General features: G+C 72.2%; 10 protein-coding genes. 7 read left to right on the top strand and 3 right to left on the bottom strand.

The window, feature by feature from the left end; genetic code table 11:
• Positions 1–222 precede the first annotated feature (222 nt).
• Both LJ657_RS30075 and LJ657_RS30070 read right to left on the bottom strand, forming a co-directional pair.
• Positions 223–1,893 (bottom strand): FAD-binding dehydrogenase, encoded by a 1,671-nt coding sequence (locus LJ657_RS30075; RefSeq protein WP_232651983.1) that lies wholly within the window; start codon positions 1,891–1,893, stop codon positions 223–225.
• Between the two features lie 56 nt (positions 1,894–1,949).
• The gene (locus LJ657_RS30070; protein ID WP_232651982.1) at positions 1,950–2,579 is read right to left on the bottom strand and encodes a TetR/AcrR family transcriptional regulator; all 630 of its coding nucleotides are present in this window, start codon (positions 2,577–2,579) and stop codon (positions 1,950–1,952) included.
• Positions 2,580–2,727: 148 nt separating this feature from the next.
• On the opposite strand from LJ657_RS30070, the gene LJ657_RS30065 reads away from it, so the two are divergent.
• The 3 genes from LJ657_RS30065 (at position 2,728) to LJ657_RS30055 (ending at position 5,558) form a co-directional block, all read left to right on the top strand.
• Positions 2,728–3,354: an alpha-ketoglutarate-dependent dioxygenase AlkB gene (locus tag LJ657_RS30065; RefSeq protein ID WP_232651981.1), complete on the top strand. Its 627-nt coding sequence runs from the start codon at positions 2,728–2,730 to the stop codon at positions 3,352–3,354.
• 180 nt (positions 3,355–3,534) lie between these two features.
• A complete protein-coding gene (locus LJ657_RS30060; RefSeq protein ID WP_232651980.1) occupies positions 3,535–4,281 on the top strand; it encodes an MBL fold metallo-hydrolase in 747 nt (248 codons plus the stop codon).
• A gap of 41 nt (positions 4,282–4,322) precedes the next feature.
• Complete coding sequence (locus LJ657_RS30055; RefSeq protein WP_232651979.1) at positions 4,323–5,558, top strand: DUF4032 domain-containing protein; 1,236 nt, start codon at positions 4,323–4,325, stop codon at positions 5,556–5,558.
• A gap of 1 nt (position 5,559) precedes the next feature.
• Here the strand turns inward: LJ657_RS30055 and LJ657_RS30050 are convergent, their stop codons facing one another.
• Positions 5,560–6,432 (bottom strand): universal stress protein, encoded by an 873-nt coding sequence (locus LJ657_RS30050; RefSeq protein WP_232651978.1) that lies wholly within the window; start codon positions 6,430–6,432, stop codon positions 5,560–5,562.
• A gap of 292 nt (positions 6,433–6,724) precedes the next feature.
• Here LJ657_RS30050 and LJ657_RS30045 point away from each other — a divergent pair, with 292 nt between their 5' ends.
• From LJ657_RS30045 to LJ657_RS30030, 4 genes are all read left to right on the top strand, one after another.
• Positions 6,725–8,401: an NAD(P)/FAD-dependent oxidoreductase gene (locus LJ657_RS30045; protein ID WP_232651977.1), complete on the top strand. Its 1,677-nt coding sequence runs from the start codon at positions 6,725–6,727 to the stop codon at positions 8,399–8,401.
• Complete coding sequence (locus LJ657_RS30040) at positions 8,398–9,855, top strand: ATP-binding protein (protein WP_232651976.1); 1,458 nt, start codon at positions 8,398–8,400, stop codon at positions 9,853–9,855. Before LJ657_RS30045 ends, LJ657_RS30040 begins: the two co-directional genes overlap by 4 nt.
• Positions 9,852–10,202, top strand: coding sequence for a UBP-type zinc finger domain-containing protein (locus LJ657_RS30035; RefSeq protein WP_232651975.1), 351 nt, complete (start codon positions 9,852–9,854; stop codon positions 10,200–10,202). The genes LJ657_RS30040 and LJ657_RS30035 overlap by 4 nt, the downstream gene beginning before the upstream one ends.
• A 161-nt stretch (positions 10,203–10,363) precedes the next feature.
• On the top strand, positions 10,364–13,324 hold the full coding sequence (locus tag LJ657_RS30030; protein ID WP_269787103.1) for a helix-turn-helix transcriptional regulator: 2,961 nt from the start codon (positions 10,364–10,366) through the stop codon (positions 13,322–13,324).
• Positions 13,325–13,338: the final 14 nt, after the last annotated feature.

Raw genomic sequence — 13,338 nt, 5'->3', positions numbered from 1 at the left:
GGAAGCCTTGCAGCCCAATGCGTTGCGGCGCAGCGGACCGCGGCCCGCCGGCCGAGTCGTCCGGCGCCGGCCAGGGCGAGCAGGCCCTTGGCGCCGAGGACGTCGAGCAGCCGGGCGGCGACGCGCAGGATGCGTTCGATCTCGTCCGGCCGTGCGGGAAGGCAGTGCCGCAGGGGCGGCCGGTCGGCACTCCGGTCCCCCTGCTGCGCGCGCGACCGCCGGTCAGGCGGTCTGCTTCGCCGCCGCCCGTCCCGCCGCTCGGCCGGAGAAGAGGCAGCCGCCGAGGAAGGTGCCCTCCAGGGCGTTGTAGCCGTGGACGCCTCCGCCGCCGAAGCCGGCGACCTCGCCGGCCGCGTAGAGACCGTCGATCGGGGTGCCGTCGGCGCCCAGGGCGCGGGAGTCGAGGTCGGTCTGGATGCCGCCGAGGGTCTTGCGGGTGAGGACGTGCAGCTTGACGCCGATGAGCGGGCCGGCCGCCGGGTCGAGGATGCGGTGCGGGGTGGCGACGCGGCCGAGGCGGTCGCCGATGTAGCGGCGGGCGTTGCGGATGCCCTGGATCTGGGAGTCCTTGCTGTAGGGGTTGGCGATCTGCCGGTCGCGGGCCTCGATCTGGCGGCGCAGTTCGTCCGCATCGAGCAGCGGCTTGTCCGTCAACTCGTTCATCTTCGTGACGAGTTGCTCCAGGGTGGGGGCGGTCACGAAGTCGGCTCCCTGGCGCAGGAACGCGTCGACCGGGGCCGGGGCGCCCTTGCCGAGACGGTTCTTCAGGACCGCGCCCTTGTCCTTGGCGGTGATGTCGGGGTTCTGCTCGGAGCCCGACAGCGCGAACTCCTTCTCGATGATCTTCTGCGTGAGGATGAACCAGGAGTGGTCGTAGCCCGCGATGTCCTCGGTGGTGCGCAGGTGTTTGAGGGTGCCCAGGGTGTCGTAGCCGGGCAGGCAGGGGTCGGGCAGGCGGCGGCCGAGGGCGTCGAACCAGAGGGAGGAGGGGCCGGGCAGGATCCGAATGCCGTGGCCGGGCCAGATCGGGTCCCAGTTCTGGACGCCCTCGGTGTAGTGCCACATGCGGTCGCGGTTGACCAGACGGACGCCCGCCTCGGCACTGATGTCGAGCATGCGGCCGTCGACGTACGCGGGAACGCCGGTGACCATGTCGGTGGGCGGGGTACCGAGGCGCTCCGGCCAGTAGCGGCGCACGATGTCGTGGTTGGCGCCGATGCCGCCGGTGGTGACGACGACGGCCCGGGCGGTGAGTTCGAAGTCGCCGATGCGGTCGCGGTTGGAGGGGATTCCCCGGGGCGAGCGGTCTTCGGCGAGTACCGTTCCCCGCACTCCGCGGGCGGCGCCTTCCTCGATCACCAGCTCGTCGACCTGGTGGCGGTGGTGGAAGGTGAGCAGTCCGTCGCGGGCGGCCTGCTTGGCGTGGTCGACGAACGGCTCCACGACGCCGGTGCCGGTGCCCCAGGTGACGTGGAAGCGGGGCACGGAGTTGCCGTGGCCGTCGGCCCGCAGGTCGCCCCGTTCGGCCCAGCCGACCGTCGGCAGCAGCTTGATGCCGTGCCCGTCCAGCCAGGACCGCTTCTCCCCCGCCGCCCACTCGACGTACGCGCGGGCCCAGCGCACCGCCCAGGAGTCCTCGTCGTCGACCCGGTCGAACCCGGCGCTGCCCTGCCAGTCGTTCCAGGCCAGGTCGAAGGAGTCCTTGATGCCCAGGCGGCGCTGCTCCGGGGAGTCCACGAGGAACAGCCCGCCGAAGGACCAGAACGCCTGGCCTCCCAGGTTGGCGGCGTTCTCCTGGTCGACCAGCGCGACCCTGCGGCCCCGGCTGGTGAGCTCGTGCGCGGCGACCAGGCCCGCGAGGCCCGCTCCGACGACGATGACGTCCGCATCCATGGCGAGGGTTCCTTTGCTCGTTCGGTGGTCTGGTTGAGGGGGCTCGTTCGGAGAACTCATCGGGAGGTGCCACTGCCGTCGGTCAGCAGCGCGGTCAGCAGTTGCTTGAGCCAGCCGCGGGCGCTGTCCACGTCCTTGTCCAGCAGCAGTTGGGTGGTGACTCCGTCGTACGCGGCGACCACGGCGTGCGCCGCGCCGTCGATGTCGCCGAGCACGGCGGGCAGTTGGGCGAGTCCCTGCGCGCGGGCGAGCCGGTCGGCCACCGCCCGCCGCAGCCGCGACCGGTGTTCCAGCAGGGTCTCGGCGACCTGCGGATCGCGGGCGGCGTGCACCAGGAAGTCCGTCTTCACCAGGAGCCAGTCCAGGTCGAGGAGCAGTACTTCGGTGACGCGGTCGACGGCGGCGGCCACGTCCAGGTCCGGTCCGTCCAGGGCGAGGGCGCCGGAGACCTGGTCCGCGATGAGGTCGGCGCGCTGCCGGTAGAGGGCGAAGAACAGCTCGTCCAGGCTGTCGAAGTTGGAGTAGAAGGCTCCTCTGCTGTAGCCGGCGGCCTCGCAGACCTCCTCGATGGAGACCCGCCCGAAGCCCTTGGTGGCGAACACGGCGAAGGCGGCATCGAGGAGGTTGGCGCGTGTGCGGACCCGGCGCCTGGTCACGCGCGGGGCCGCCGTTTCCCCTGTCGTCATCTCCGACCTCCGTTCGATACATGAATGTATCCGATACACCGATGCATCGGAAGGCGGAAGGGTGTGGAGCACCGGGATCCCGGCCGAACCAGACAGGAACAGAGTCCGGATGGGAACAGAGATTCGAATATCGGGGTACGCTGAATCTGTGACCACGCACCTCCAGGGCTCGCTCTTCGACCAGACCGACGAGTTGCGCCTCGGCTCCCTCGACGGGATCCGTCGGACGCCTCTCGGCCTCGGCGCCTGGATCGACGTGCTGCCGGGCTGGCTCGGCGGCTCGGACATCCTGTTCGAACGGCTGGCCGCGGAGGTGCCCTGGCACGCGGAGCGCCGCAAGATGTACGACCAGGTCGTCGACGTACCCCGGCTGCTCTCGTTCTACGGAGCGGACGACACCTTCCCCCACCCGGTGCTGGACGAGGCGCGCGACGCCCTGTCCGCGCACTATGCCGACGAGCTGGGCGAGCCGTTCACCACGGCCGGGCTCTGCTACTACCGCGACGGGCGGGACAGCGTCGCCTGGCACGGCGACCGGATCGGGCGGGGCGCCCGCCAGGACACCATGGTCGCCATCCTCTCCGTGGGCGCGCCCCGCGATCTGCTGCTGCGTCCGATGCGGGGCGGCGACAGCGTCCGGCGTCCGCTGGGGCACGGCGATCTCATCGTGATGGGCGGCTCCTGCCAGCGGACGTGGGAGCACTCCGTTCCGAAGACCACACGCGCCGCGGGACCGCGCATCAGCATCCAGTTCCGCCCGCACGGCGTGCGGTGAGGCGGAGAGGCGGCCGCTTCGCCCGCACGCAGGGGGCTGCCTCCGGCGGACGGTGCCGGAGGCAGCCCTCCCTCTGCGAGCTTGCGAACTCGCAGATTGGCGCGGACCTGCCGCTTCCGGTGCGGGCCGCGTCTGCTTTGCTGGTGCTGTCGGTCAGGGACCTCACCACGCGGGGCAATCATGCAGGCAGACGTGCGGCAAGTCGCCGACGGCATTCACCTGGTACACGGCAGCAACACCAACTGGGTGATCCTCACCGAGGGCGACGAGATGACCCTGGTGGACACCGGCTACCTCGGAGACCGGGAGCAGTTGCTCGCGTCGCTGGAGGCGGTGGGTGGTGCACCGGAGGCCGTCGCGGCGGTGCTGATCACGCACGCGCACAACGACCATCTGGGCTCCGCCGAGTATCTGCGCTGCACCTACGGCACGCCCGTGTATCTCCATGAGGCCGAAGTGCCGCACGCACGCCGGGAGTTCCTGCAGCAGGTGACCGTCGGGCAGGTCGTGAAGAACAGCTGGCGGCCAGGGGTCCTGCCCTGGTCGGTGCACACCCTTCGCTCCGGCGGCATGGCCCATGTGCCGGTCGCCGCCCCGGAGCCGTTCCCGGCAGCGGGCCCGCTGGACCTGCCGGGCCGCCCCGTGCCGGTGCACACACCCGGCCACACCGACGGGCACACGGCCTTCCACCTGCCGGACGCCGGGGTGCTGATCTCGGGCGACGCGCTGGCCAGTGGCCACCCCACCTCGCGGATCCAGGGGCCGCAGCTGCTGCCCGACATGTTCCACCACGAGCGCGCCCGCGCCGTGGCCTCGCTGGACATCCTGGCCGCACTGGAAGGCGAGCTGCTGCTGCCCGGGCACGGCCCGGTGCACCGCGGTCCAGTACGTGAAGCGGCGCTTCAGGCCAAGGAGCGCGCCCTCTAAGGTGAGGTGACGATCACCCGCGAGGCAAGGACACGCACGCCATGGCACTGCAGATCAGCGCGACGAACCCGGAGCACCCCGCGCTCCTGCTGGCCCTGCCCTGGCACCTGCCCCTGGAGGAGTGGCCCGACGAGTACCTGGTCCCGCTGCCGCGCGGCATATCCCGGCACGTCGTGCGCTACGCCCGGGCCGGCGACGAGGTGATCGCCGTCAAGGAACTCGCCGAACGGCCCGCCCTGCGCGAGTACGAGCTGCTGCGCGACCTGGACCGGCTCGGTATCCCCGCGGTGGACCCGCTGGCCGTGGTCACCGGACGCGCCGACCAGGAGGGCGACCCGCTGGAACCGGTGCTGATCACCCGGCATCTGCGCGGCTCGCAGCCCTACCGCTCGATGTTCGAGACGACGATGCGCCCGGCCACCATGCACCGCCTGATGGACGCTCTCGCCGTGCTGCTGGTGCGCCTGCACCTCGCCGGGTTCGCCTGGGGCGACTGCTCACTGTCCAACACCCTCTTCCGGCGCGACGCGGGCGCCTACGCCGCGTACCTGGTGGACGCCGAGACCGGCGACCTGCACCCCCGGCTCAGCGGCGGACAGCGCGACTACGACCTCGACCTCGCGCGCGTGAACATCAGCGGCGAGCTCCTCGACCTGGAGGCATCCGGGGCGCTGCACCCCTCCGTGGACCCGGTCGAGTTCGGCATGGAGATCTGTGCCCGCTACGGGGACCTGTGGCAGGAACTGACCCGCACGTCCGTGTACCCGGCCGGCAAGTACCACTACATCGAGCGCCGGATCCGCCGCCTGAACGAACTCGGTTTCGACGTGGCCGAGATGCAGATCCAGCACTCCTCCAACGGGGACACGGTCACCTTCGTGCCCAAGGTCGTCGACGCCGGCCACCACCAGCGCCAGCTGCTGCGTCTGACCGGCCTCGACGCCGAGGAGAACCAGGCGCGGCGGCTGCTGAACGACCTGGAGAGCTGGATGGCCACCCAGGACGACTACGCGCCCGGCGACCCCCTCGCGGCCCGCCCCGAGGTACTGGCCCACCGGTGGGTACGGGACGTCTTCCGGCCCACCGTGCGCGCCGTGCCCCTCGAACTGCGCGGCTCGATGGACCCGGCTGAGATCTACCACGAGCTGCTGGAACACCGCTGGTACCTGTCCGAGCGGGCGCAGCACGACATGGGGCTGGACACGGCGGTCGAGGACTACATCGAGAACGTGCTGCCCAAGGCGCGGGAGACCCTGGAGCCGGTCAACCCGGAGTGACTCAGGCGTGCGGGACCACGGCCACCGGGCAGTCCGCATGGTGCAGGACGCCGTGCGCCACCGACCCGATGCGCGTGCCGACGGCCGTGCGGTGGGCGCGCCGGCCGACGACCATCAGCTGGGCCCGCGCGGCCACCGACAGCAGTAGCTGGCCGGCGCTGCCCATCTCCAGGTGCTCGATCACGGGCACGTCGGGGAAGCGGTCCCGCCAGGGCTGCAGCGCGGCGGCGAGTGCCTTCGTCTCGAACGGTTCCAGGCCGCCCGCCTCGTCGAGCAGGTGCATCGAGCCCGGGCTGTACGCGAACACCGGTGGCAGTGTCCAGGCCCGCACCGCGCGCACGGTGGCGCCGCGGGCGGCCGCCGTCTCGAACGCGAACCGCAGCGTCTCGGCGCTGTCGTCCGGCTCGCCCTGCTGGCCGACGACGACCTCGCGTCCGGCGGCCTCGCCGGTCGGCCGGTCGCCGGCGCGCACGAGCACCACCGGCCGCGTCGCCTCGGCGATCACCTGCTGGCCGACGGAGCCGAGCAGGAAGCCGACGACGGGCCCGTGCCCACGTGATCCGAGCACGAGCATCTCGGCCTCCGCGGCCTCCTCGACCAGCGTGTCGACCGTCTCGCCCGCCACGACATCGGTGGCGACATCGAGATCCGGATGCCGTGTGGTGACACTCCGGAGGGCCTCGTCCAGCGCGTCCCGCACCCATCCGGCCTGCGTGCCCGGATCAGCGGCGTCGATCGCCTCGTAGGGCTGGAAGCGCCAGGCCTGCACGACGCGCAGCGCCAGCCCCCGCCGGACCGCCTCCCGGGCCGCCCAGTCCAATGCCGCGATGCTCTCCTCGGTTCCGTCGACGCCTGCGGTGATCGGGCGGGTCATGCGGCTGCCTCCCAGTCTCGTGGTCAGGTCACTCGGACCCAGTGTTCACTACGCGCCTGCCCGGACTGATCTTGGCCATGTCGGGCAAGGCGAGGTGTCGTCGGTGACACTCGCCGATCCCGGGGGAACGAGTTCTGCGTGCTGTCGTCGGGGCGCCGCTGAGCGGTGGCTCCGCCGTACAGCCGGAGCGAAGCGGGGCGATCGAACATACGATGGGCGGGAGCCGGCGCGGTGACTGCCCTTGCGACAGGGCTCGCCGGCCGTCAGTCCGGCCACTCGGGGTGGGAGACGTATGGCACAGGCGTCCGACGCAGCGCGGACCGTCATCATGACCGTGGACGACGATCCGGGAGTCTCCCGGGCCGTCGCCCGTGATCTGCGGCGGCGCTACGGCGAGTCGTACCGGATCGTGCGGGCGGAGTCCGGCGAGTCCGCGCTGGAGGCGTTGCGGGAGCTGAAGCTGCGCGGCGACCTGGTGGCCGTGATCCTGGCCGACTACCGCATGCCGCAGATGAACGGCATCGAGTTCCTGGAGCAGGCCCTGGATGTGTATCCGGGCGCCCGGCGGGTACTGCTGACCGCGTACGCGGACACCGGCGCGGCCATCGACGCGATCAACGTCGTCGACCTGGACCACTATCTGCTCAAGCCCTGGGACCCGCCCGAGGAGAAGCTGTACCCCGTCCTGGACGATCTGCTGGAGGCGTGGCGCTGCAGCGACTTCCGGCCGGTGCCCAGCACCAAGGTGGTGGGGCACCGCTGGTCGGCGCGTTCCTCGGACGTACGGGAGTTCCTGGCCCGCAACCAAGTGCCGTACCGCTGGTACTCGGCGGACGAGCCCGAGGGGAAGCGGCTGCTGGCGGCGGCCGGGCAGGACGGGCAACGGCTGCCGCTGGTGGTCACCCCGGACGGTACGCCCCTGGTCGAACCGGAGGCGCCCGAGCTGGCCGCGCGGGTGGGGCTGGCGACCACGCCGGCGGCGGACTTCTACGACCTCGTCGTCATCGGCGGCGGGCCCGCCGGGCTCGGGGCCGCGGTGTACGGCGCGTCGGAGGGGCTGCGGACGGTGCTCGTGGAGCGGTCGGCGACCGGCGGGCAGGCGGGGCAGAGCTCGCGCATCGAGAACTACCTGGGCTTCCCCGACGGCGTGTCCGGGGCGCAGCTGACCGACCGGGCGCGGCGGCAGGCGGCGAAGTTCGGCGCCGAGATCCTCACCGCACGTCAGGTGACGGGGCTGGAGGTCAACGGGGCCGCGCGGACCGTGCGGTTCTCCGACGGTTCGGCGGTCGCCGCGCACAGTGTGATCCTGGCGACCGGCGTGTCGTACCGGCAGCTGGACGCACCGGGCTGCAACGACCTGACGGGCTGCGGGGTGTTCTACGGCTCGGCGCTGACCGAGGCGGCCTCCTGCCACGGCCACGACGTGTACATCGTCGGCGGCGCCAACTCGGCCGGGCAGGCGGCGATGTATCTGTCCCGGGGCGCCAAGTCGGTCACGCTGCTGGTGCGCGGGGCGGATCTGTCCGCATCGATGTCGTACTACCTGATCCAGCAGATCAACGAGGCGCCGAACATCTCGGTACGCGCGCGTACCGTCGTCGAGACCGCCCATGGCGGCGACCACCTGGAGCAGCTCACCCTGCGCGACGTGGACACCGGTGAGACCGAACTCGTCGACGCGCAGTGGATGTTCGTGTTCATCGGCGCGGCCCCGCTGACCGACTGGCTCGACGGCACGGTGCTGCGCGACGGGCACGGGTTCATCCTGGCCGGGCCCGACCTGACCCCGGACGGGCGGCCGCCGGCGGACTGGGAGCTGGACCGGCCGCCGTACCACCTGGAGACCAACATTCCCGGCGTGTTCGTGGCGGGCGACGCCCGCGCCGAGTCCGCGAAACGGGTCGCGTCCGCCGTCGGAGAGGGAGCCATGGCCGTGATGCTCGTCCACCGGTATCTGGAGCAGTCGTGAGCGGGCAGGTGATGCCCTGCGGCCCGCAGGAGATCGGTTCGCTGTTCCTGTTCGAGAAGCTCACCCCTCAGCAGTTGGGGCGGCTGTGCAGCGAGGGGCGGGTGGAGCGGTTCGAGGCGGGTCCCGTGTACACCGAGGGCGAGCCCGCCACCTGCTTCTTCGTGATGATCGAGGGCACGGTCGTGCTGTCCCGCCGGGTCGGTGGTGACGACGTCGAGGTGACCCGCACCTCGCAGCCCGGGGTGTACTCGGGGGCCATGCAGGCGTACATCGGTGACCGGGTGCGGCAGGTCTACAACAACTCGATGCGCGTCACGGAGCAGACCCGGTTCTTCGTGCTGCCGGCCGACACGTTCGCGGCCATCATGCAGGAGTGGTTCCCGATGGCGGTGCATCTGCTGGAGGGGCTGTTCTTCGGTTCGAAGAGCACACAGCGGGCCATCGGGCAGCGGGAGCGCCTGCTGGCGCTGGGCTCGTTGTCCGCGGGGCTCACTCACGAGCTCAACAACCCGGCGGCGGCGGCCGTGCGCGCCACCGCGACGCTGCGCGAGCGGGTCGCGAAGATGCGGCACAAACTGGGCGTCATCTCCGCGGGGCCGTATCCGCGCGAGGCCCTTGCGAACCTCATCGAGGTCCAGGAGCGCACCGCCGAACTGGTCGCCAAGGCGCCGACGCTGAGCCCTCTGGAGGCCGCGGACCGGGAGGACGCCCTCACGGACTGGCTCGACGACCACGGCATCCCGGACGGCTGGCGGCTCGCGCCCACGTTCGTGCAGGCCGGTCTGGACCTCGACTGGCTCGACCAGGTCGCGGCGGACGTGGACCCGGAGATCCTGCCCGGGGCGATCGGCTGGCTCAACTACACCGTCGAGACCGAGCTGTTGATGGACGAGATCGACGACTCCACGACGCGCATCTCGCACCTGGTCGACGCGGCCAAGCAGTACTCGCAGCTCGACCGGGCCCCGTACCAGAACGCCGACGTCCACGAACTCCTCGACAGCACGCTGCTGATGCTCTCGGGCAAGATCGGCTCGCGGATCGAGGTCGTCAAGGACTACGACCGCACCCTTCCGAAGGTCCCGGCCTACCCCGCGGAGCTCAACCAGGTGTGGACCAACCTGATCGACAACGCGGTCCACGCCATCAACAGCACCGGTGGGGAAGGCACGTTGACGGTGCGGACGGCTCTCGACCACGACCGGCTGCTGGTGGAGTTCCGGGACACCGGGCCCGGCGTGCCGCAGGAGATCCGCGGCCGTATCTTCGACCCGTTCTTCACCACCAAGCCGGTGGGCGAGGGCACCGGGCTGGGGCTGGACATCTCCTGGCGGATCGTCGTCAACAAGCATCACGGCACCCTCCAGGTGGAGTCCGAACCGGGGGACACCCGCTTCCAGGTCCTGCTGCCCCTGACCGCGACGGACGACGACACACCGGAGGAGCCCGCATGACCAGTGCCGACGGAATCGACCCCGCTGTCCCGCCGAGCGGCAGCGGGTGCGTCGAGTGCGACGCGGCCGGTGGCTGGTGGTTCCATCTGCGGCGCTGCGCGCAGTGCGGGCACATCGGCTGTTGCGACGACTCGCCCGCCAAGCACGCCAGCGCCCACTACCGGGACACCGGCCACCCGGTGATCCGCAGTTTCGAGCCGGGCGAGGCATGGTTCTGGGACTTCGACACCAATGAGCTGTACGAGTCCGGGCCCGACCTCGCTCCCCCGGTGAGCCACCCCGCGGACCAGCCGGTCCCGGGGCCGGCGGGGCGGGTGCCGGCGAACTGGGCGGAGACGCTGCGCTAGGCGCTCCGCTGGGTGGGGCCGCGATGGCCGTCCGTCGCCTGCGGGTACGTCGTGGCTGGTCGCGCAGTTCCCCGCGCCCCTTCGGGGCGCTGGCCCTGACCTCGCCTGTTCGAAACCTCGTTGTCAGTGGCGCGTGCCAGGATGGATCCGTGCCGCAGACCATGTTCACCACACCGCTCATCGGCCGGGACGAGGAGATCGCCCGGCTCGCCGGAATACTGGAGCGTGCCCGCGGCGGGGAGGCCCGGGCCATGCTGCTCGCCGGGGACGCCGGGGTGGGCAAGACGCGGGTGCTGGACGAGGTGGCGGGGCGGGCCGCCCGCGCCGGGATGACGGTCCTCACCGGACACTGCGTCGACCTCGGTGACGTCGGGCTGCCGTATCTGCCGTTCACCGAGGTGCTGGGGGTGCTGGCGGCAGACGAGCGGTTCGCGGACGCGCTGGCCGGGCATCCGGTGGTGGACCGGCTGCTGGGTGCGGGTGCGGTACGGGACGATCCCCTCGCGCGTTCGGACAGTGGCGGAGGGCGGCTGCGGCTGTTCGAGGGCATGGCGGGGCTGCTGGCCGACCTGTCGCAGATCGCTCCGCTGCTGCTGGTCCTGGAGGACCTGCACTGGGCCGACCAGTCCTCCCGGGACCTGCTTCGGTTCCTGCTCAGCCGCGGCATCCTGCAGCGGCCGGCCGGGGGTGCGCCCAGGCACCGGCTGGCGGTGTTCGCCTCCTACCGGGCGGACGACCTGCACCGCCGCCACCCGCTGCGCCCGCTCCTGGCCGAGCTGGTGCGGCTGCCCGCCGTGGAGCGGCTGGAGTTGCGCCCCATGGCGGATTCCGAGGTGACCCGGCTGGTGCGCGCATTGCAGGACCGTCCGCTGCCGGAGGCCATGGTCCGCGGGATCGTCGAGCGCGCCGAGGGCAACGCCTTCTACGCGGAGGAGCTGCTCGCGGCCACCGACACGGAGGCGGGCGGCGTGCCCAGCGGCCTGGCCGACGTCCTCCTCATCCGCATCGAGCAGCTGTCCGACACCGCCCAGCAGGTGCTGCGCACGGCCGCCGTCGCCGGGCAGCGTGTGGAGCACGGACTGCTGCGCGAGGCGGTCGGGCTCCCGGAGGACGAACTGGAGGCGGCGCTGCGCGAGGCCGTCGGCCGCCAGCTCCTGGTTGCCGGTGACGCCGGCACCTACGCGTTCCGGCACGCCCTGGCCCGGGAGGCGGTGTACGCGGATCTGCTGCCCGGCGAACGGGCCCGGCTGCACGGCGCGTTCGCCCGGCTGCTCGCGGGGCGCGGGAACCCGGCCGAGAGCGCCGCGGAGCGCGCCCACCACTACCGCGAGAGCCATGATCTGGCCGAGGCGCTCGCCGCCTCCCTGGAGGCGGCCGGCCACGCCGACCGCGTGGGCGCTCCCGCCGAGGAGCTGCGGCATCTGGAGACCGCCCTCGACCTGTGGGAGTCGGTGGACCCCGCGGCCCGGCCCTCGGGCGACGGCGTCGACCGGGTGACGCTCACGCTGCGCGCCTCGGCGGCGGCCGCGCACGCCGGTGAGTCGCACCGGGCGGTGTCCCTCACCCGGGCCGCGCTCGCCGGCATCGGCCAGGACACGGACTCCGAACTCGCCGCCCGGGTCCGGTACACGCTGGCCGGCAATCTGATGAGCGTCGACAGTCTGACGGCCGCGTTCGCCTACAGCAGCGAGGCGCTCGCCATGATCCCGGCCGAGCCGCCGACCCGGACCTGGGTGTGGGCCGCGGCCACGCATGTCATGGCGGCCCGCCACATCGGGGAGAATGACACCGCGCTGCGGGTCGCCCGCCAGGCCCTCGGCGTGGCCGAGCAGCTGCGGGTCGCGGACGCGCAGGCCGATCTGCTCATCTCGCTGGCGATCCTGGAGGGCGGCGGCCGGCGCACCACCGAGGGCCGGGAGCGCCTTGAGGAGGCCCGGGAGCTGGCCCGGCGGGCGGGGAACGCGCCGGTGGAGATGCGCGCCCTGTTCAACCTGGCCGTCAGCTGCTTCGAGTCGGGTGACCTCGAGGCCTGTCTGCCGTGGGTGACCGAGGGCCTGGACCGCGCCCGCCGGGCCGGGCTGCTGTCGTCGCCGTATCCGCTGGAGATGCGCTATCTGCATCTGCTGGTGCTGTACACGCTGGGCCGCTGGGACGAGTGCGTGCCGGCCGCGGCGGCGGACGCTGCCGTACTGCCCTCGGCGGGCGGGTATGCGATGGGTCCCGCCCTGTATGTGGCGCTGGCCCGTGGCGACATGGGCGCCGTCGAGCGGGCCGAGGTGCTGCTGGAGGGCCCCTTCGACTGGATGGCCACACTGGTCGCGGGTATCGCGCTGACCGAGGCCGCCGTGCTGCGCGGCGAGCCGGAGGCGGCGGTGGAGCGGGCCCAGACCATGGTTGCCGCGCTGACCGACGAGGCGGGCCACCGCCCCTACGCCTCGGTCCGGTTCGCTGCGCTCGCCCTGACGGCGGTCGCCGACGCGGCCGTGGAACTGCGCTCGTCCGGCGGCGATTGGCACCGGTGGAAGGACACCGCGGACGAACTGGTCGAGCTCGCCCGGCAGACGGCCCTGCACGGCGAGGACGGCACCCCGCAGGGGCCCGAGGGGCTGGCCTGGCTGGCCCGGGCCGAGGCGGAGTGGGCGCGTGCGGTGTCCGGGCCGGACGCGGCAGCCTGGGAGAAGGCGGTGACCGCGTTCGGCTTCGGTGACGTGTACGAACGGGTCCGCTGCCAGGTGCGGTTCGCCGAGGCCCTGTTGGCGGCCGAGCGGCGTGCGGAAGCGGCCGTGCAGGCCCGCGAGGCGAGAGCGGTGGCCGAGCGGCTCGGCGCGGCGCCCCTGCTGGAGCGGATCGACGACCTCATACGCCGCGGCCGCCTCGCCCCCGCACTGTCGGACGAGGAGCGCCCCTCGCCGCTGACCGCCCGCGAGCAGGACGTGCTGCGGCTGCTCTCCCACGGCCGCAGCAACCGGCAGATCGGCGAGGAACTGTTCATCTCCGGCAAGACGGCAAGCGTGCACGTCTCCAACATCCTTGCCAAACTGGGTGCTTCGAGCCGGACCGAGGCGGTGGCGATCGCCTACCGGAAGGGGCTGATCGCACCGGAACCGACGGCATCGGGCTAGGCCCCGTCGTTTTG

It is taken from the genome of Streptomyces guryensis, from assembly GCF_021261325.1.
Lineage (GTDB): Bacteria > Actinomycetota > Actinomycetes > Streptomycetales > Streptomycetaceae > Streptomyces > Streptomyces guryensis.
This window is presented reverse-complemented; position numbering and strand designations above follow the sequence as displayed.

Coding starts and splice junctions, on each gene's coding strand:
- LJ657_RS30030 (WP_269787103.1), top strand. CDS start 10,364: ATGTTCACCACACCGCTCATCGGCCGGGACGAGGAGATCGCCCGGCTC.
- LJ657_RS30050 (WP_232651978.1), bottom strand. CDS start 6,432: ATGACCCGCCCGATCACCGCAGGCGTCGACGGAACCGAGGAGAGCATC.
- LJ657_RS30035 (WP_232651975.1), top strand. CDS start 9,852: ATGACCAGTGCCGACGGAATCGACCCCGCTGTCCCGCCGAGCGGCAGC.
- LJ657_RS30055 (WP_232651979.1), top strand. CDS start 4,323: ATGGCACTGCAGATCAGCGCGACGAACCCGGAGCACCCCGCGCTCCTG.
- LJ657_RS30075 (WP_232651983.1), bottom strand. CDS start 1,893: ATGGATGCGGACGTCATCGTCGTCGGAGCGGGCCTCGCGGGCCTGGTC.
- LJ657_RS30060 (WP_232651980.1), top strand. CDS start 3,535: ATGCAGGCAGACGTGCGGCAAGTCGCCGACGGCATTCACCTGGTACAC.
- LJ657_RS30070 (WP_232651982.1), bottom strand. CDS start 2,579: ATGACGACAGGGGAAACGGCGGCCCCGCGCGTGACCAGGCGCCGGGTC.
- LJ657_RS30045 (WP_232651977.1), top strand. CDS start 6,725: ATGGCACAGGCGTCCGACGCAGCGCGGACCGTCATCATGACCGTGGAC.